The organism is Dryocola boscaweniae (genome assembly GCF_025215095.1).
Taxonomy (GTDB): Bacteria; Pseudomonadota; Gammaproteobacteria; order Enterobacterales; family Enterobacteriaceae; genus Dryocola; species Dryocola boscaweniae.
Genome location: NZ_JALHAP010000079.1, coordinates 249,450 through 267,510 on the forward strand (window position 1 = coordinate 249,450; position 18,061 = coordinate 267,510).

Genomic DNA, 18,061 nt, shown 5'->3' on the forward strand with positions numbered 1-18,061 from the left:
AGCGGGTTTTTTTTTATGCCTGAAAAAGGACCCGGTCGGGATTTCCCGACCAGTTTTAGATAAGCAGCGGCAACGTCGCGCTTGCGGTTTGCTGGCTTGCCGAGGCGTAGCGGCTATCATGGGAAATTAGCTCCCCGACCAGCACTTCAACCAGCAGCATTGCGCCAACTTTTGCGTTCAGCGAACCGGCGCTAAGCGGGCCTTCCGGTTTTGCCGCTACCAGCAGAAGATCGGCCAAATCGGCAAGTGGGCTGCGAAGCGTGTTGCTCAGCAACAGTACGCGCGCGTTGCGCTTTTTGGCGAGCTTCACCACGTGCAGCAGATCTTTCGTCGAACCGGAACTGGATATCGCTACCACAAAATCGCTCTCGCCAAGCGTAGCGGCATTCATCGCCGCCCGGTGCATGTCGCTGAAAAGCTGGGCTGATTTCCCCAGACGCAGCAGCTTATAGTGCAGGTAATCGCCCATTATTGCGCTGGCGGCGACGCCGTAAATTTGCACGGAAGCCGCCTCGTGCAGCGCGAGACCAGCCTGCTTAAGCACATCACGATTGATGAGCTTTCCTGTATCCCGCAGCGCCTGCACAGATTCTTCAACGAGCTCGTCAATACTGTCTTCGCTGACCGTAGCGGCTGGCTGGCTTTGCTGGATGTCCAGCGCCAGCGCCATCTTGAACTCCGTGTAGCCTTTACAGCTTAAATGACGGCACAGACGAGTGACGCTTGCCTCGCTGGTTTCGCTTTCCCGCGCCAGTTCGGTAATGGTCAGATACAGCACCTTCTGCGGCTGGGTAAGAATAAAATCGCCCAGTTTTTGCAGCGTTGGGCTATAGCCCGGCAGACCCTGGCGCAGGTGCAGCAATATATTTTCATTTTCCGTCATCGAACCTATCCCGCTTGCTCATTCAAAACTGCGCCTAGTGTGGCGGAAAGCCCCCGCGCTGTGCCAGCAGATTCGATTAAATGTGATCTCGATCGTGATGGTGGTGGAAATTTTCAGAGTTGTGTGTTTATTGTGGTAAAAATTTTCATCGAAAAAGAGAGTTGGGGAGAAAATTTATGTCAGTTTTTAGCGGAGCGTCATCAGGGGTCTGGTTTGAGAAGGCCCAGCGGTTTGGAAAATCTTTTATGTTGCCGGTTGCAGTCTTACCTGCGGCGGGTTTGCTGTTGGGTATCGGCGGCGCCTTATCCAATCCTAATACCGTCGCGGCTTATCCGTTTTTAGATGTGGCATGGCTTCAGGGCATTTTCACCATTATGGCGAGCGCCGGATCTATTGTGTTTGCCAACCTGGCGGTGCTGTTTGCGGTGGGCGTCGCAGTAGGGCTCGCGAAAGGCGATAAAGGCACCGCCGGCCTTGCCTCGCTGCTGGCTTACCTGGTCATGAACGCCACCATCAACGCGTTGCTGACGCTAACCGGAGCGCTGGCGACAACGAATCCCGGAGCAGTGGGGCAGGGCATGGCGCTTGGGACGCAGACGCTTGAAACCGGCGTATTCGGCGGGGTTGTCATCGGTCTTGTCACCTCGCTGCTGCATAACCGATACAACAAAATCGCCCTGCCGCAGTTTCTCGGATTCTTTGGCGGGTCACGTTTTGTGCCGATTGTCAGCTCGCTTGCGGCAATCCTGGTCGGCGCGGTAATGACCATCGTCTGGCCGCATTTCCAGAAGCTGATTTTTGGCATGGGCGGGCTGGTGGATGCTACCGGTTATTTCGGCACCTTTATCTACGGATTTGTGCTGCGCATGCTTGGCCCGTTCGGCCTGCACCATATTTTTTATTTACCTTTCTGGACCACCGCGCTTGGCGGTTCTGAGATGATCAACGGCCAACTGGTCGAAGGCACGCAGCGTATTTTCTTCGCCCAGCTTGGCGACCCGAACACCCAACAGTTTTATATCGGCACCGCGCGGTTTATGTCCGGCCGCTTCATCACCATGATGTTTGGCCTGATTGGCGCCTGCCTTGCTATGTATCACACGGCTAAGCCAGAAAACCGCAAGCGCGTGGCAGGCTTGCTCATCTCCGCGGCGCTGACGTCGTTTCTCACCGGCATCACCGAGCCGATTGAGTTCTCGTTCTTGTTTATTGCTCCGGCGCTGTATGTGATTCACGCCGTGTTCGACGGGCTGGCTTTTATGCTGGCGCATATTCTGCACATCACCATCGGGCAGACTTTCTCCGGCGGCTTTATCGACTTCATTCTGTTCGGCGTGCTGCAGGGCGAGGCGAAAACCAACTGGATGTTTGTGCCGCTGGTTGGTATCCCGTGGTTCTTCCTCTATTACTTCACCTTCCGTTTTGTTATCACGCGCTTCAATTTCAAAACTCCCGGCCGTGAGGATATCACCGCCGAAAGCGTGCAGGTTGCCGCAGGCGAGCGTCCTCAGCAGGTTGTCGTCGCGCTTGGCGGTAAAGAAAATATTGTGGAGCTGGATTGCTGTGCCACACGACTGCGCGTCACGCTGCACGACGGCGCGCTTCTCGACGAAGCTTTGCTAAAAGAAACCGGCGCGCGAGCGGTTATCCGCCGTGGGAACGGCGTTCAGGTGATTTACGGCCCGCACGTCACCATTATCAAAAATGAAGTAGAGGAGATTCTTGCCCCATGAAACCTTCCATGTTGTCGCAAATAGAGGGAAAACTCATCGTCTCCTGCCAGGCGCTGGATAACGAACCGCTGCACAGCCCGTTTATCATGTCGCGAATGGCGCTGGCCGCCGCTCAGGGAGGCGCGTCGGCTCTTCGCGCCAACAGCCTTATCGACGTAAAAACGATTATGGAACTCGTTGATTTACCTGTTATCGCCATCATTAAACGCGACTATCCGGGCAGCGATGTTTACATCACGCCAACGCTTAAAGAAGTGGATGAGCTGATGGCGGTAAATCCGGCTATGATCGCGATGGACGCCACGGGCCACCGGCGTCCGGGCGAGCTCGATTTACGGGCGCTGGTCGAAGCGGTGCGTAAGCGTTATCCGGAGCTGCTGTTGATGGCGGATATCGCCACGGTTGATGAAGCGCGCTATGCCGCAGAAATCGGTTTTGACTGCGTCGGCACCACGCTGCACGGTTATACGAAGGAAACAAAAGGGCAAATACTGGCGAATAATGACTGTCAGTTCCTGCGCGATGTCCTGGCTGCGGTTAACGTGCCGGTGATTGCGGAAGGGAATGTGGAAACGCCTGAAATGGCGGCGCATTGCCTGGAGCTGGGCGCTCATGCGGTGGTGGTAGGCGGGGCGATAACCCGTCCGCAGCAGATAACACGCCGCTTCGTAAACGCCATGGTTACGCCACAGTAACCATGGCAGTGGCCGGCTCGATCGCCCCCCGATTGAGCCGACCACACCCTTTAAACATGATCTCAATCGATAGTTCTGCGATAATTAGGCTTTAGGACTATTACAGAGATAATTATGCAGTACCCGATTAACGAGATGTTCCAGACCCTGCAAGGGGAGGGCTATTTTACTGGTGTGCCCGCCATCTTTATTCGCCTGCAAGGCTGCCCGGTGGGCTGCGCGTGGTGCGATACCAAACACACCTGGGATAAACTCGCGGATCGTGAAGTGTCTCTGTTCAGCATTCTTGCTAAAACCAAAGAAAGCGATAAATGGGGCGCGGCAAGTCCGGAAGATTTGCTGGCCGTGATGCAGCGCCAGGGTTATACCGCCCGTCACGTGGTGATCACCGGCGGCGAGCCTTGTATCCACGATCTCCATCCTTTAACGACGCTTTTAGAACATCACGGCTTTAGCTGTCAGATTGAAACCAGCGGTACGCATGAAGTGCGCTGCTCGGCTTCCACCTGGGTTACGGTTTCGCCGAAGGTAAATATGCGTGGCGGTTACGACGTGCTTTCTCAGGCGCTGGAACGAGCGGATGAAATCAAACATCCGGTTGGGCGTATGCGGGATATCGAAGCTTTAGATGAGCTGCTGGCGACGCTTGTCGATGAAAAAAATCGCATTATCGCGCTGCAGCCTATCAGCCAGAAAGAAGACGCGACCCGTCTGTGCATTGAAACCTGTATCGCCCGCAACTGGCGGCTTTCGATGCAGACGCATAAGTACCTGAATATTGCTTAGTAGAAAGGCACCCCGGGGTGCCTTTCTTTTTAGCATGCAGTCGAATTAACCTTTGTAGACGCAGCCAGCGGTGCAGGTTTCTTTCACCATGACTGCGGAAAGCAGCGGCACAAGCGGTTTCATCTCATCCCAAATCCATTTTGCCAACACTTCGCTGGTAGGATTCTCAAGGCCGGGAATATCATTCAGGTAGTAGTGATCCAGCCTGTCGTAAGTAGGTTTAAACGCCGCCTTTAGCTCGGAAAAATCCATAATCCAGCCCGTATAAGGATCGACCTCGCCGGTGATTTCCAGGCGCACCATAAACGAGTGGCCATGCAGGCGGCCGCACTTGTGGCCTTCCGGCACGTGCGGCAGGCGATGAGCGGCTTCGAAGGTAAAATCTTTAAACAGGGTGGTTGCCATTATCACAGTCTCAGTAGGGCGAAAAACCGCCGCATAGTACCGGAATCCATTATTTTGCGCATTAACTAAAACTATCATCTTTGCCTGAACGCCGCCTTTTAGCGATTTTCAGGAATTAAATTATTTAATATCAAAGGCTTAATTAATCACTTTTAATGTTATGAATTACCCGAAAAAGCGGTTAGTCATTTTGGTTATTTGTTATTTCCATCCCTTCTTTAATTGTTATTATCCCGCTGGTTAACCTTACGCTATTCCCGTTTATTCGTTCGCTATTCAAAACGGACCTTTTGCTACTGGAACCCAATCAAGCATGACAACTCAGGCCCCACCGACCGCTTTGCTGCCGCTCACCCCGGAGCAACTGGCACGCCTCCAGGCGGCAACAACAGACTTCTCGCAGACGCAACTGGCCTGGTTATCCGGCTATTTCTGGGGAATGATTAATCAACAACCGGGAGCTGTCGCTACCGCACAACCGCCTGCGGCTGAAATGCCGGTTATCACTTTGATTTCCGCATCCCAGACCGGCAACGCGCGTCGCGTCAGCGAACAGCTTCGGGACGATCTGTTGGCGGCAAAACTGAACGTCAATCTGGTCAATGCGGGCGACTATAAATTCAAACAAATCGCCCAGGAAAAACTGCTAATCGTCGTGACTTCAACGCAGGGTGAAGGTGAGCCGCCGGAAGAAGCGGTGGCGCTGCACAAGTTCCTGTTCTCCAAAAAAGCGCCAAAACTTACCGATACGGCGTTTGCCGTATTCAGCCTTGGCGATACCTCTTACGAATTTTTCTGCCAGTCCGGTAAAGACTTCGATTCTAAACTCGCGGAGCTGGGCGGTGTTCGCCTGCTGGATCGCGTAGATTCCGACGTTGAGTTCCAGCCTGCCGCTCAGGAATGGCGCGGCAAAATCGTTGAGCTGCTGAAGTCCCGCGTCCCTGCGGAGACGCCAGCCCAGGCCGCTGTAACCGCAACCGGCGTGGTAAACGAACTCTTCACCAGCCCGTATACCAAAGAAGCGCCGCTGACCGCGACGCTTGCGGTTAACCAAAAAATTACCGGTCGCGATTCAGAAAAAGACGTGCGTCATTTTGAAATTGATCTTGGCGATTCCGGTCTGCGTTATCAGCCGGGCGATGCGCTTGGCGTCTGGTATCAAAACGATCCGGCTTTGGTAAAAGAGCTGGTCGAACTGCTGTGGCTGAAAGGCGATGAAAGCGTGACGGTCGACGGCAAAACGCTGCCGCTAAGTGAAGCGCTGGAATGGCACTTCGAGCTGACCGTCAATACCACAAATATCGTTGAGAAATATGCCCAGCTTACCCGCAGCGCAGCGCTGTTGGATCTGGCAGGCGATAAAACCAAACTGCAGCATTTTGCCCAGAACACGCCGATTGTCGACATGGTGCGCTACGCTCCGGCTGAGCTGACGGCCGAACAGCTTATCGAGCTGCTGCGCCCGCTCACGCCGCGCCTGTATTCTATCGCTTCCTCGCAGGCTGAGGCGGAAAGCGAAGTGCACATTACCGTCGGCGTTGTGCGTTACGAAATTGAAGGCCGTGCCCGCACTGGCGGCGCTTCAGGCTTCCTGGCCGACAGGCTTGAGGAAGACGGCGAAGTACGCGTGTTCATCGAACATAACGACAACTTCCGCCTGCCAGTCAACCCGGAAACGCCGGTGATTATGATTGGCCCGGGCACCGGCATCGCGCCGTTCCGCGCCTTTATGCAGCAGCGTGAAAACGACGGCGCAACGGGCAAAAACTGGCTGTTCTTCGGCAACCCGCACTTTACCGAAGACTTCCTGTACCAGGTGGAATGGCAGCGCTACGTCAAAGACGGGCTGCTGACGAATATCGACCTCGCCTGGTCTCGCGACCAGCAACATAAAATATACGTACAAGATAAACTGCGCGAAAAAGGCGCGGAACTGTGGAACTGGATTAATGAAGGTGCCCACATTTATGTCTGTGGCGATGCCAATCGCATGGCGAAGGACGTTGAGCAGGCATTACTGGAAGTGGTGGCCGAGTTCGGTGGCATGGATATCGAAACGGCAGATGAATTTTTAAGTGAGCTGCGCATTGAGCGCCGTTATCAGCGAGATGTTTACTAATGAGCGAAAAACACCCTGGACCCTTAGTGGTTGAAGGAAAACTGGCTGACGCCGAGCGCCTGAAGCTTGAAAGCAATTACCTGCGCGGCACCATTAAAGAGGATTTGCAGGACGGGCTGACCGGCGGCTTTAAGGGCGACAACTTCCTGCTCATCCGTTTCCACGGTATGTATCAGCAGGATGACCGCGATATTCGTGCCGAGCGCGCCGAACAGAAGCTTGAGCCGCGCCATGCGATGATGTTGCGCTGCCGCCTGCCGGGCGGGATTATCACCACGCAGCAGTGGCGCGCCATTGATAAATTCGCCGAAGACAAAACCATCTACGGCAGTATTCGTCTGACGAACCGCCAGACTTTCCAGTTCCACGGCATTCTGAAAAAGAACGTCAAGCCGGCACATGAGATGCTGCATGAAGTGGGCCTGGACGCGCTTGCGACCGCAAACGACGTAAACCGTAACGTGCTGTGCACTTCAAATCCGGTTGAGTCGGAGCTGCACCAGGAAGCCTACGAGTGGGCGAAGAAACTCTCTGAGCACCTGCTGCCGCGTACTCGCGCTTATGCCGAAATCTGGTGGGATCAGGAAAAAGTAGCCACCACCGACGAAGAGCCGATTCTGGGCGCGACTTACCTGCCGCGTAAATTTAAAACCACGGTTGTGGTGCCGCCGCAGAATGACGTGGATCTCCATGCCAACGACATGAACTTCATCGCTATTGCCAAAGACGGCAAGCTGGTGGGCTTCAACCTGCTGGTGGGCGGCGGCTTGTCCATCGAGCACGGCAACAAAGCGACCTACGCCCGTACCGCGAGCGAATTTGGCTATATCCCGCTTGAGCACACGCTTGCCGTTGCGGAAGCCGTTGTGACAACACAACGCGACTGGGGCAACCGTACCGATCGTAAAAACGCCAAGACCAAATACACCCTTGAGCGCGTTGGCGTGGATGTGTTTAAAGCGGAAGTCGAACGTCGCGCTGGCATTAAATTCGAACCGATCCGTCCTTATGAATTTACCGGTCGCGGCGATCGTATTGGCTGGGTAAAAGGCATTGACGACAAATGGCACCTGACGCTGTTTATCGAAAACGGCCGTATTCTGGATTATCCGGGCCGTCCGTTGAAAACGGGCCTGCTGGAGATCGCGAAGATCCACAAAGGCGATTTCCGTCTGACGGCAAACCAGAACCTGATCGTGGCGGGCGTGCCGGCAAGCGAAAAGGCAAAAATCGAGAAGCTCGCCAAAGATCATGGGCTGATGAACGCGGTGAAACCCCAGCGTGAAAATTCCATGGCCTGCGTGGCATTCCCGACCTGCCCGCTGGCGATGGCCGAAGCTGAACGCTTCCTGCCGCAGTTTGTGACTAAAGTTGAAGACGTGATGGAAAAACATCACGTGGGCGAGGAAAACATCGTCCTGCGCGTAACCGGCTGCCCGAACGGCTGCGGCCGCGCGATGCTGGCGGAAATCGGCCTGGTGGGCAAGGCGCCCGGGCGCTACAACCTGCATATCGGCGGTAACCGTATCGGCACGCGTATTCCGCGCATGTATCGTGAAAATATTACCGAGCCGGAGATTCTGGCATCGATTGATGAACTGGTGGGTCGCTGGTCGAAAGAGCGCGAAGAGAATGAAGGCTTCGGCGATTTCACCATTCGTGCCGGGATTATCCGTCCGGTGCTCGATCCGGCCCGGGATCTGTGGGATTAATGATATAGCGGCGGGTGGCGCATTCGCTTACCCGCCCTACAAAATCAGATCGTGTAGGGAGGATAAGTGCAACGTCATCCACCGCGATCTCAATAAATAAGCGAGGCACCTATGTCCGTACTCGATCTAAAAGCGCTGAACGAGTTACCGAAGGTTGAGCGCGTGATGGCGCTGGCTGAGGTAAATGCTCAGCTCGAAAAGCTCAGCGCGCAGGAACGCGTAGGCTGGGCGCTGGAAAATTTGCCCGGCGCGTTTGTGCTGTCTTCAAGCTTCGGTATCCAGGCGGCGGTGAGTCTGCATCTGGTTACCCGGCTGCGTCCGGATATCCCGGTGATCCTTACCGATACCGGCTATCTGTTCCCGGAAACCTATCAGTTTATTGATGAGCTGACGGACAAGCTGAAGCTGAATCTGAAAGTGTTCAGCGCGAAGGAAAGCGCGGCATGGCAGGAAGCACGCTACGGCAAGCTGTGGGAGCAGGGCGTTGAAGGTATTGAGAAATACAACGAGATCAATAAAGTTGAGCCGATGAACCGCGCCTTGCAGGAACTGGGCGGGCAAACCTGGTTTGCGGGTCTGCGCCGTGAGCAGTCCGGCAGCCGGGCAAACCTGCCGGTGCTGGCGATTCAGCGCGGCGTATTTAAGATTCTGCCGATCATCGACTGGGATAATCGCACGGTTTACCAGTACCTCACCGAACAGGGCCTGAAATATCATCCGCTGTGGGATCAAGGTTATTTGTCGGTTGGCGATACTCACACTACGAGGAAGTGGGAACCGGGCATGGCAGAAGAAGAGACGCGCTTCTTTGGGCTGAAGCGCGAGTGCGGTCTGCACGAGTAAAGTAAATCTATTCCCCACTGTGGTGGGGAATAGATTTATTTCCCCGCTTTAGCCAGTTCTTTAAGCAATGGCAACATCACGCGCACCACGTCGTGGCTGCGTTTCTCAATGCGTCCCGGCAGCCATTTATCCAGATATTGTTGGTTGTCGAGCGTTGCCTGATGCCAGCTCGTTCCTTTCGGGAACGCTTTATTTTTTGCGCGCTGCTGATAACCGTCTTTTTCGCCCAGCGACCAGTTAGTGGATTCTACCGACAGCACGGGAATGCCTGCTTTATCAAAAGGTTCGGCGTCGTTGCAGCAGCCGGTGCCTTTCGAATATTTTGCATTCAGCCCTGGGTTCATCGCAGCCCTAATACCCAACTGGCGAGCGAGCTTCAGCGCCCGATCGCGGGTGAGCTTGCGCACCGCCGCAGGCGTGTTTTTACCGCTGTTAAAATAGAGCTTATCGCCGGTGACCAGGTTATCGAGGTTAATCACCAGCAGGGTATTTTTCTTTTCGCTCTCGCTCATGCGCTTGAGGATATTTTCCGCGCCGAGTGAGCCAATCTCTTCGCCGCTGGTGGCGATAAAACGGATGCCGTAGCGTGTCGGTACCGTTTTCAGGCGCTGCGCCAGCTCCAGCATGACGCCAAGGCCCGAGGCGTTATCATCCACGCCCTGAAGCGTCAGCCCGCCGAGATTATCGTTCACGTCGTTATCCGTTAACGGCGTGTAGGTATCCAGGTGCGCCATGATAATAATCTGCTGCGGAACTTTACCTTCGCGCGCGGCAATCACCTGGCTTGCGCTGACGTTGTGCCAGTTCTGGTGGCCGTCTTTGGTGGTGTAGAGATAGCGCGTGTTAAAGCGGCGAATGTCGCTTTGATAGCCATAAAGAGCGAACTGCTGCTGGAGGTAATCTGCGGCTAACATTTCGGCCGGGCTGCCGGTCATTCGCCCAGGAAATACGGTGGCGATGTGGCGAGTCTGTAAATCAGCAGTTTCACCCAGGCGTGCGGGAGCAGCCCATGCGGAAAATGTGAAACCTACGCCAAGCGCCAGACAAATAGCGGAGCGGCGCACTGCGGAAAACATAGTGAGTCCTTTTTATTATCAGTAATTTTTTGCCTGCGTAGTATGAAACTGTGACGTGGGTTACACAATTCCAAATCCTCCTAAAGCCCCGATAAATAGCCCGTTAAGCACATTTTGTGATTTGCAAATCTACGGCGTTATTCCTTTACGGAACTAGTCATTCCAATTCGTAATTTCATAAGAAATATACCCGCGTCTTATAGTCCCTTTTAATTTCATTTAAACGGCAGGCCATGACCCGCCGTGCCATTCGCAGCTTTAAGGGAAGGTTATGGACCAAAAACGACTCACTCACTTGCGGCAACTGGAGGCTGAAAGCATCCATATTATCCGCGAGGTCGCAGCCGAATTTTCCAATCCGGTGATGATGTATTCGATCGGCAAAGATTCCTCGGTGATGTTGCATTTGGCTCGTAAGGCCTTTTATCCGGGGACGTTACCGTTCCCGCTGCTGCATGTGGATACCGGCTGGAAATTCCGTGAAATGTACGAATTCCGTGACCGCACCGCGAAAAACTACGGTTTTGAGCTGCTGGTGCATAAAAACCCGGAAGGCGTGGCGATGGGCATCAACCCGTTTGTTCACGGCAGCGCCAAACACACCGACATTATGAAAACCGAAGGGCTGAAGCAGGCGCTGAGCAAATACGGTTTTGATGCGGCCTTCGGCGGCGCTCGCCGTGACGAGGAAAAATCGCGCGCTAAAGAGCGTATTTATTCCTTCCGTGACCGTTTCCACCGCTGGGACCCGAAAAATCAGCGTCCCGAACTTTGGCACAACTACAACGGCCAGATTAACAAAGGCGAAAGCATCCGCGTGTTCCCGCTCTCCAACTGGACCGAGCTGGATATCTGGCAGTACATCTATCTGGAAAATATTGAGATTGTTCCTTTGTACCTTGCCGCGCCGCGCCCGGTTCTGGAGCGCGACGGCATGCTGCTGATGGTTGATGACGACCGCATTGATTTGCAGCCGGGCGAAGTTATCGAACAGAAAATGGTCCGTTTCCGTACGCTGGGCTGCTGGCCATTGACCGGCGCCGTTGAATCCGAAGCGCAAACGCTGCCGGAAATCATCGAAGAAATGCTGGTTTCCACTACCAGCGAGCGTCAGGGACGAGCGATCGACCGCGATCAGGCCGGTTCGATGGAACTGAAAAAGCGTCAAGGGTACTTCTGAGGACCGCACAATGAATAACGCAATTGCACAACAAATCGCGGAGCAGGGCGGCGTCGAAGCTTACCTGCACGCTCAGCAACACAAAAGCCTGCTGCGCTTCCTGACCTGCGGCAGCGTGGATGACGGCAAAAGCACGCTGATTGGCCGCCTGCTGCACGACACGCGCCAGATCTACGAAGACCAACTTTCCTCGCTGCATACCGACAGCAAACGCCACGGCACTCAGGGCGAAAAGCTTGACCTGGCCTTGCTGGTGGACGGCCTGCAGGCCGAGCGTGAGCAGGGTATTACTATCGACGTGGCGTACCGCTATTTCTCCACCGAAAAGCGTAAATTTATTATTGCCGACACGCCGGGGCACGAGCAGTACACCCGTAATATGGCCACCGGCGCTTCCACCTGTGAGCTGGCGATCCTGCTTATCGACGCGCGTAAGAGCGTGCTGGATCAAACTCGTCGCCACAGCTTTATTTCCACTTTGCTGGGGATCAAGCATCTGGTTGTGGCCGTTAACAAAATGGATCTTGTCGGCTTTAGCGAAGAAACGTTCGAGCAAATCAAACAGGATTACCTGACGTTTGCCGAACAGCTACCGTCGGATCTGGATATTCGCTTTGTGCCGCTTTCCGCTCTCGAAGGCGACAACGTGGCGACGCAAAGCGCAAATATGCCGTGGTACACCGGGCCTACGCTTCTGGAACTGCTGGAAACGGTAGAAGTGAAGCGAATCGTGGATCAGCAGCCGATGCGCTTCCCGGTGCAGTACGTAAACCGCCCGAATCTGGATTTCCGCGGTTACGCAGGCACGCTTGCCTCTGGTTCGGTAAAAGTCGGGCAGCGGGTGAAAGTGCTACCGTCTGGCGTCGAGTCCGCGATTGCGCGAATCGTAACGTTTGATGGAGATTTGCAACAAGCTGCTGCGGGCGAAGCGATCACTTTAGTGCTGAAAGATGAAATCGACATCAGCCGTGGCGACTTGCTTGTGGACGCAAGCGACACGCATCCGGCGGTGCAAACTGCGAAAGTTGATGTGGTGTGGATGGCGGAACAGCCGCTGGTGCCGGGGCAAAGTTACGATATTAAAGTTGCCGGCAAGAAGACCCGCGCGCGCGTTGATAATATTCACCATCAGGTTGAGATCAACACGCTGACGCAACGCCTGGTGGAAAACCTGCCGCTTAACGGTATCGGGCTGGTTGATTTGACCTTTGACGAGCCGCTTGTGCTGGATAAATACCAGGAAAACCCGGTCACCGGCGGGCTGATTTTCATTGACCGCCTGACCAACGTAACCGTGGGAGCTGGTATGGTGCGCGAGCCGCAGGAAGAGGTCTGGCAAGAGCCTTCCGCTTACAGCGCGTTTGAGCTGGAGCTAAACGCTCTGGTCCGTCGCCACTTCCCGCATTGGGGCGCCCGTGATTTGCTGGGAGGCAAGTAATGGCTGAGCACGACGAAAACGTCGTCTGGCATCCTCATCCCGTTACGCAACAGCAGCGTGAACAACTCCATCAGCACCGTGGCGCGGTGCTGTGGTTCACCGGCTTGTCCGGCTCCGGTAAATCTACCGTGGCCGGCGCGCTTGAAGAGGCGCTACATAAGCTGGGCGTGAGCACTTATCTGCTTGATGGCGATAACGTGCGCCACGGGTTGTGCAGCGATTTGGGCTTCAGCGATGAAGACCGTAAAGAAAACATCCGTCGCGTAGGCGAAGTCGCCAGCCTGATGGTGGATGCCGGGCTGGTCGTGCTGACGGCTTTTATTTCTCCGCATCGCGCAGAACGGCAAATGGTGCGCGAGCGTATCGGGGAAGGGCGGTTTATTGAAGTCTTTGTCGATACGCCTCTTGAGATTTGCGAAGCGCGCGATCCAAAGGGATTGTATAAAAAAGCTCGCGCTGGCGAATTGCGCAATTTTACCGGTATTGATGCGGTATATGAGTCACCGCGTGAGCCAGAAATTCACTTAGACGGCGAACAATTGGTAACAAATTTGATTGCGCAATTATTAGACCTGCTGCGTCGTGACGATATTATCAAATCCTAAGACAGGACCAGGCGCATAACCGCGTCTGGTCACTCAGGTCACCGGATTCGTTATGCGCAACAGCTCGAACATCGTTATCACACAGGCTGAACCCAGCCCGTCAGCCGAAGATACCACCTGGTCCTTGCCAGGCGCGTTCATCGGCTTTTTGTCGTGGCTGCTGGCGCTGGGTATTCCCTTCCTGGTATATGGCCCTAACACGCTGTTTTTCTTCCTGTATACGTGGCCCTTCTTTCTTGCGCTGATGCCCGTCGCCGTTGTTGTTGGCATTGCGCTACACTCCCTGGCGCGCGGACGGCTGCATTATAGCTGCGTTGCAACCTTGCTGACGGTGGCGCTGATGTTCGGTGTTTTATTTATGTGGCTGATGGGTTAACGCCGTCCCTGAATGAAACTGAACAGCGTTATCATGTCCCGATGTAAGCTAAACCTCCTGCAAGCGCGCATGTCGGCGCGATTTGTGATAAATTCTGCCGCAAATTCGACGACCCACAAGGGCAACCGAGTGGAGTCCGACATACAGTTGTGGGATGATTGTGCCGTTTTTCAGGGGGCGGGATGGGTAAACTAACGCTGCTATTGCTGGCCTTGTTGGTCTGGCTGCAGTATTCGCTGTGGTTCGGAAAAAACGGTGTACATGACTACACGCGCGTTAATGAGGACGTGGCTGCGCAGCAGGCGACCAATGCCAAACTTAAAGCACGCAACGATCAGTTGTTTGCTGAGATTGACGATCTTAACGGCGGCCAGGAAGCCATTGAAGAGCGCGCACGCAACGAGTTGAGCATGACCAGGCCCGGTGAAACCTTTTACCGCCTGGTACCTGACACTTCTAAGCGCGCAGGCAATAATGCCGCGCAGAATATTCGATAATCAGCGTAAGTGATAATACATGGCAGACTCCTCCCCGGACGTAATTGCCGTGGTGCCGGCGGCCGGAATCGGCAGCCGCATGCAAACGGAATGTCCAAAGCAATACCTGGAAATCGGCAATAAAACCATTCTTGAACATGCTGTTGCGAGCTTGTTGGCTCATCCGCGAGTCAGCCACGTCATCATCGCCATCAGCCCTGGAGATTCCAGATTCGCCTCACTGCCGCTGGCCTCAAACCCGCTCGTCACCGCTGTGATCGGGGGAGGGCAACGCGCCGATTCAGTGCTTGCAGGCCTGCAGGCCGCAGGAGAAGCAGAATGGGTGCTGGTGCATGACGCGGCTCGTCCTTGCCTGCATCAGGATGATTTAGCGCGCTTGCTGGCTACTACGCATACCAGCAAAGTGGGCGGCATTCTGGCGGCGCCGGTGCGCGATACCATGAAGCGCGGCGAACCAGGCAAACCCCTTATTGCTCATACCGTCGAGCGCGAAGACCTCTGGCACGCGCTGACTCCTCAACTGTTCCCGCTCGAACTGCTGCGAAGCTGTCTGCTTCGCGCGCTGAACGAGGGGGCAACGATTACCGATGAAGCCTCTGCGCTTGAATATTGCGGTTTCCATCCGGAATTAATCAGCGCCCGTGCCGATAATATAAAAGTTACTCGTCCAGAAGACCTGGCACTCGCGGCGTTTTACCTCACGCGGTTAACCCACACGGAGAATTTATAATGCGTATCGGACATGGTTTTGATGTACATGCTTTCGGGGGCGTCGGCCCAATTATCATTGGCGGCGTGCGTGTTCCGTTCGAAAAAGGGTTACTGGCCCATTCTGATGGCGATGTTGCGCTGCACGCATTAACCGATGCTCTGCTCGGTGCCGCAGCGCTTGGTGATATCGGCAAACTGTTCCCGGATACCGATGCGGCTTACAAAGGCGCGGACAGCCGCGAACTGCTGCGCGAGGCCTGGCGTCGTATTCAGGCTAAAGGTTATACGCTCGGTAACGTTGATGTGACGATTATCGCCCAGGCTCCCAAAATGGCTCCGCATATTCCGCAGATGCGTGTATTTATCGCCGAGGATCTTGGTTGCCACATGGACGATGTAAACGTCAAAGCCACCACCACGGAGAAGCTCGGGTTTACCGGACGTGGCGAGGGCATCGCCTGTGAGGCAGTCGCGTTACTGCATAAGGTTCGCGCGTAATGGATATGCAAAACCTGACCTGGCTGCACGGCAAGCCAGAAGGGACCGGGTTAATAAAATCCAGCCCGGAAGATTTTGTGGTGATTGAAGACCTCGGTTTTGGGCCTGACGGCGATGGAGAGCACCTGCTGCTGCGCATCCTGAAGAAGGGCTGCAATACGCGTTTTGTGGCGGATGCGCTGGCGAAATTTCTTAAAGTGCATGCGCGCGAGGTAAGTTTTGCCGGGCAGAAGGACAAACACGCGGTTACCGAACAATGGTTTTGCGTGCGTCTGCCGGGCAAAGAAATGCCGGATATGAGCGCTTTTGAGCTGGAAGGCTGTGAGGTTCTGGAGTATGCCCGTCATCGTCGCAAGTTGCGGACTGGCGCGCTTAAGGGTAATAATTTTACTCTGGTGCTGCGTGAAGTAAGCAACCGCGAAGAGCTTGAACAGCGTCTAAACGCGATTTTAAAAGAGGGCGTGCCGAACTATTTCGGCAGCCAGCGTTTCGGCATTGGCGGCAACAACCTGCATCAGGCGCGTCGCTGGGCGCAAAATAATTCACCGCTGCGCGATCGCAATAAACGCAGTTTTTATTTGTCGGCGGCCCGCAGCGCGTTGTTTAATCAAATTGTTAGCCTTAGACTGAAAAAAACAGACTTTAATCAAGTTGTTGATGGCGATGCGCTACAATTGGCAGGACGCGGTAGCTGGTTTGTGGCGACAAGCGAAGAACTCCCTGTTTTACAACAACGTGTGGATAACGGTGAATTGCTGATTACGGCGCCGTTACCGGGCGATGGCGCGTGGGGAACGCTCAATGCCGCGCTGGAATTTGAACAACGCAGCGTTGCAGAAGAAACTGATTTGCAATCCTTATTGACGCGTGAGCGCGTGGAAGCGGCTCGCCGCGCCATGTTGGTAAAACCAGAAGAATTACGCTGGAACTGGTGGGATGATGTGACGGTTGAGGTGAGCTTTTGGCTGCCGGCCGGGAGCTTCGCCACCAGTGTTGTAAGGGAACTTATGAATACGCCGGGTGACTATGCGAATATTGCTGAGTAACGATGACGGGATCCATGCGCCGGGCATTCAGGCGCTGGCTAAGCGGCTGCGAGAATTTGCAGAGGTGCAGGTCGTGGCGCCGGATCGTAATCGCAGTGGTGCATCAAACTCGCTGACGCTTGAATCTTCCCTGCGTACTTTTACCCTGCCAAACGGCGATATTTCCGTGCAAATGGGCACGCCGACCGATTGCGTTTACCTTGGCGTTAACGCTTTGATGCGTCCACGTCCGGATGTCGTGGTTGCAGGTATTAATGCGGGGCCTAATCTGGGCGACGATGTTATCTATTCCGGCACCGTTGCGGCCGCGATGGAAGGGCGACATTTAGGTTTCCCGGCGCTGGCCGTTTCGCTAAACGGCTATCAACATTATGACACCGCCGCTGCCATTACCTGTTCAATTCTGCGCGCTTTATCCCGAGAGCCTTTGCGAACCGGGCGCATCCTTAATATTAATGTGCCGGATTTGCCGCTTGATGAAATAAAGGGCATTCGGGTGACGCGCTGCGGCAGTCGCCATCCGGCAGATAAAGTCATTCCACAGGAAGATCCGCGTGGCAACACGCTGTACTGGATTGGTCCTCCTGGCGACAAGTTCGATGCAGGCCCGGATACCGACTTTGCGGCCGTTGATGAAGGTTACGTTTCGGTGACGCCATTGCACGTCGATTTAACCGCCCACGGCGTGCATGACGTCGTGAGTTCCTGGTTAACCAAAGCGGGAGTCGCCGGGCAATGGTCGTGAGCAAACGCGTAGAAGCTCTTCTCACACAGCTTCGTGCCCAGGGCATTAAAGACGAACAGGTCCTTAATGCCATTGCGCAGGTGCCGCGGGAAAAATTTGTCGACGAAGCGTTTGAGCACAAAGCCTGGGAAAATACGGCATTGCCGATTGGCTCAGGACAGACTATTTCGCAGCCGTATATGGTTGCACGCATGACCGAATTACTTGAACTGACGCCGGAATCGAGAGTGCTGGAAATCGGTACAGGTTCGGGATATCAGACGGCGATCCTTGCCCATCTGGTGCATCATGTTTGTTCAGTTGAACGTATTAAAGGGCTGCAATGGCACGCGAGGCGTCGCCTGAAACAGCTCGATCTGCATAATATTTCTACCCGTCATGGTGATGGCTGGCAGGGCTGGCATGCCCGAGCGCCATTTGACGCTATCATTGTTACGGCAGCTCCGCCTGAGATCCCAACGGCGCTTCTGGGCCAGTTGGACGAAGGCGGGATTCTGGTGCTTCCGGTGGGCGACGATCGCCAGTTTTTAAAACGCGTTCGTCGACACGGTGGCGAATTCATTATTGATACGGTAGAAGCCGTTCGTTTTGTACCCTTAGTGAAGGGCGAACTGGCATAACCTGGACGTTTCCTGTTTTTTTATCAGGAGAGTGGCGTAACCTAGCCAACGCAAATTCTGCCGTACTTCATAAGCATGCAGTTGTTTTTATTT

The 18,061-nt window shown here is 54.6% G+C and carries 19 protein-coding genes; 16 read left to right on the forward strand and 3 right to left on the reverse strand.

All coding sequences use genetic code 11. The annotated features are described in order from the left end of the window. Positions 1–55 precede the first annotated feature (55 nt). Positions 56–883, reverse strand: coding sequence for a MurR/RpiR family transcriptional regulator (locus MUA00_RS13615; RefSeq protein ID WP_271123571.1), 828 nt, complete (start codon positions 881–883; stop codon positions 56–58). Positions 884–1,059: 176 nt separating this feature from the next. Here MUA00_RS13615 and MUA00_RS13620 point away from each other — a divergent pair, with 176 nt between their 5' ends. From MUA00_RS13620 to queE, 3 genes are all read left to right on the forward strand, one after another. After that, positions 1,060–2,616 carry a PTS transporter subunit EIIC gene (locus MUA00_RS13620; RefSeq protein ID WP_271123572.1) on the forward strand — a complete coding sequence of 519 codons (1,557 nt, stop codon included), beginning with the start codon at positions 1,060–1,062 and terminating at the stop codon, positions 2,614–2,616. Next, positions 2,613–3,311: an N-acetylmannosamine-6-phosphate 2-epimerase gene (locus tag MUA00_RS13625; RefSeq protein ID WP_271123573.1), complete on the forward strand. Its 699-nt coding sequence runs from the start codon at positions 2,613–2,615 to the stop codon at positions 3,309–3,311. Before MUA00_RS13620 ends, MUA00_RS13625 begins: the two co-directional genes overlap by 4 nt. Positions 3,312–3,425: 114 nt before the next feature. Continuing rightward, a complete protein-coding gene (queE, locus tag MUA00_RS13630) occupies positions 3,426–4,097 on the forward strand; it encodes a 7-carboxy-7-deazaguanine synthase QueE (RefSeq protein WP_271123574.1) in 672 nt (223 codons plus the stop codon). A gap of 45 nt (positions 4,098–4,142) precedes the next feature. Here queE and queD read toward each other — a convergent pair whose 3' ends face one another. Further along, on the reverse strand, positions 4,143–4,505 hold the full coding sequence (queD, locus tag MUA00_RS13635; protein WP_271123647.1) for a 6-carboxytetrahydropterin synthase QueD: 363 nt from the start codon (positions 4,503–4,505) through the stop codon (positions 4,143–4,145). Between the two features lie 310 nt (positions 4,506–4,815). On the opposite strand from queD, the gene cysJ reads away from it, so the two are divergent. The 3 genes from cysJ (at position 4,816) to cysH (ending at position 9,176) form a co-directional block, all read left to right on the forward strand. Continuing rightward, complete coding sequence (gene cysJ, locus MUA00_RS13640) at positions 4,816–6,621, forward strand: NADPH-dependent assimilatory sulfite reductase flavoprotein subunit (protein ID WP_271123575.1); 1,806 nt, start codon at positions 4,816–4,818, stop codon at positions 6,619–6,621. Then, complete coding sequence (gene cysI / locus MUA00_RS13645; protein ID WP_271123576.1) at positions 6,621–8,333, forward strand: assimilatory sulfite reductase (NADPH) hemoprotein subunit; 1,713 nt, start codon at positions 6,621–6,623, stop codon at positions 8,331–8,333. The genes cysJ and cysI overlap by 1 nt, the downstream gene beginning before the upstream one ends. Positions 8,334–8,444: 111 nt before the next feature. Then, positions 8,445–9,176, forward strand: coding sequence for a phosphoadenosine phosphosulfate reductase (gene cysH, locus MUA00_RS13650; protein WP_271123577.1), 732 nt, complete (start codon positions 8,445–8,447; stop codon positions 9,174–9,176). A 35-nt stretch (positions 9,177–9,211) separates the two neighbouring features. Here cysH and MUA00_RS13655 read toward each other — a convergent pair whose 3' ends face one another. Then, positions 9,212–10,252 (reverse strand): aminopeptidase, encoded by a 1,041-nt coding sequence (locus MUA00_RS13655; RefSeq protein ID WP_271123578.1) that lies wholly within the window; start codon positions 10,250–10,252, stop codon positions 9,212–9,214. A gap of 271 nt (positions 10,253–10,523) precedes the next feature. On the opposite strand from MUA00_RS13655, the gene cysD reads away from it, so the two are divergent. From cysD to MUA00_RS13705, 10 genes are all read left to right on the forward strand, one after another. Then, on the forward strand, positions 10,524–11,432 hold the full coding sequence (gene cysD / locus MUA00_RS13660; protein WP_271123579.1) for a sulfate adenylyltransferase subunit CysD: 909 nt from the start codon (positions 10,524–10,526) through the stop codon (positions 11,430–11,432). A 10-nt stretch (positions 11,433–11,442) separates the two neighbouring features. Continuing rightward, entirely contained in the window at positions 11,443–12,870 is a 1,428-nt protein-coding gene (gene cysN / locus MUA00_RS13665) for a sulfate adenylyltransferase subunit CysN (protein ID WP_271123580.1), read from the forward strand. Continuing rightward, complete coding sequence (cysC, locus tag MUA00_RS13670) at positions 12,870–13,475, forward strand: adenylyl-sulfate kinase (protein ID WP_271123581.1); 606 nt, start codon at positions 12,870–12,872, stop codon at positions 13,473–13,475. The genes cysN and cysC overlap by 1 nt, the downstream gene beginning before the upstream one ends. Before the next feature lie 52 nt (positions 13,476–13,527). Further along, a complete protein-coding gene (locus tag MUA00_RS13675; protein WP_271123582.1) occupies positions 13,528–13,851 on the forward strand; it encodes a DUF3561 family protein in 324 nt (107 codons plus the stop codon). 182 nt (positions 13,852–14,033) lie between these two features. After that, the gene (ftsB, locus tag MUA00_RS13680) at positions 14,034–14,348 is read left to right on the forward strand and encodes a cell division protein FtsB (protein WP_271123583.1); all 315 of its coding nucleotides are present in this window, start codon (positions 14,034–14,036) and stop codon (positions 14,346–14,348) included. Positions 14,349–14,367: 19 nt separating this feature from the next. Then, positions 14,368–15,078: a 2-C-methyl-D-erythritol 4-phosphate cytidylyltransferase gene (gene ispD / locus MUA00_RS13685; RefSeq protein ID WP_271123584.1), complete on the forward strand. Its 711-nt coding sequence runs from the start codon at positions 14,368–14,370 to the stop codon at positions 15,076–15,078. Next, positions 15,078–15,557: a 2-C-methyl-D-erythritol 2,4-cyclodiphosphate synthase gene (gene ispF, locus MUA00_RS13690; RefSeq protein WP_271123585.1), complete on the forward strand. Its 480-nt coding sequence runs from the start codon at positions 15,078–15,080 to the stop codon at positions 15,555–15,557. The genes ispD and ispF overlap by 1 nt, the downstream gene beginning before the upstream one ends. Next, a complete protein-coding gene (gene truD / locus MUA00_RS13695; RefSeq protein ID WP_271123586.1) occupies positions 15,557–16,603 on the forward strand; it encodes a tRNA pseudouridine(13) synthase TruD in 1,047 nt (348 codons plus the stop codon). Before ispF ends, truD begins: the two co-directional genes overlap by 1 nt. Then, complete coding sequence (gene surE, locus MUA00_RS13700; RefSeq protein WP_271123587.1) at positions 16,584–17,348, forward strand: 5'/3'-nucleotidase SurE; 765 nt, start codon at positions 16,584–16,586, stop codon at positions 17,346–17,348. Before truD ends, surE begins: the two co-directional genes overlap by 20 nt. Further along, the gene (locus MUA00_RS13705) at positions 17,339–17,968 is read left to right on the forward strand and encodes a protein-L-isoaspartate(D-aspartate) O-methyltransferase (RefSeq protein WP_271123588.1); all 630 of its coding nucleotides are present in this window, start codon (positions 17,339–17,341) and stop codon (positions 17,966–17,968) included. The genes surE and MUA00_RS13705 overlap by 10 nt, the downstream gene beginning before the upstream one ends. Positions 17,969–18,061 lie beyond the last annotated feature (93 nt).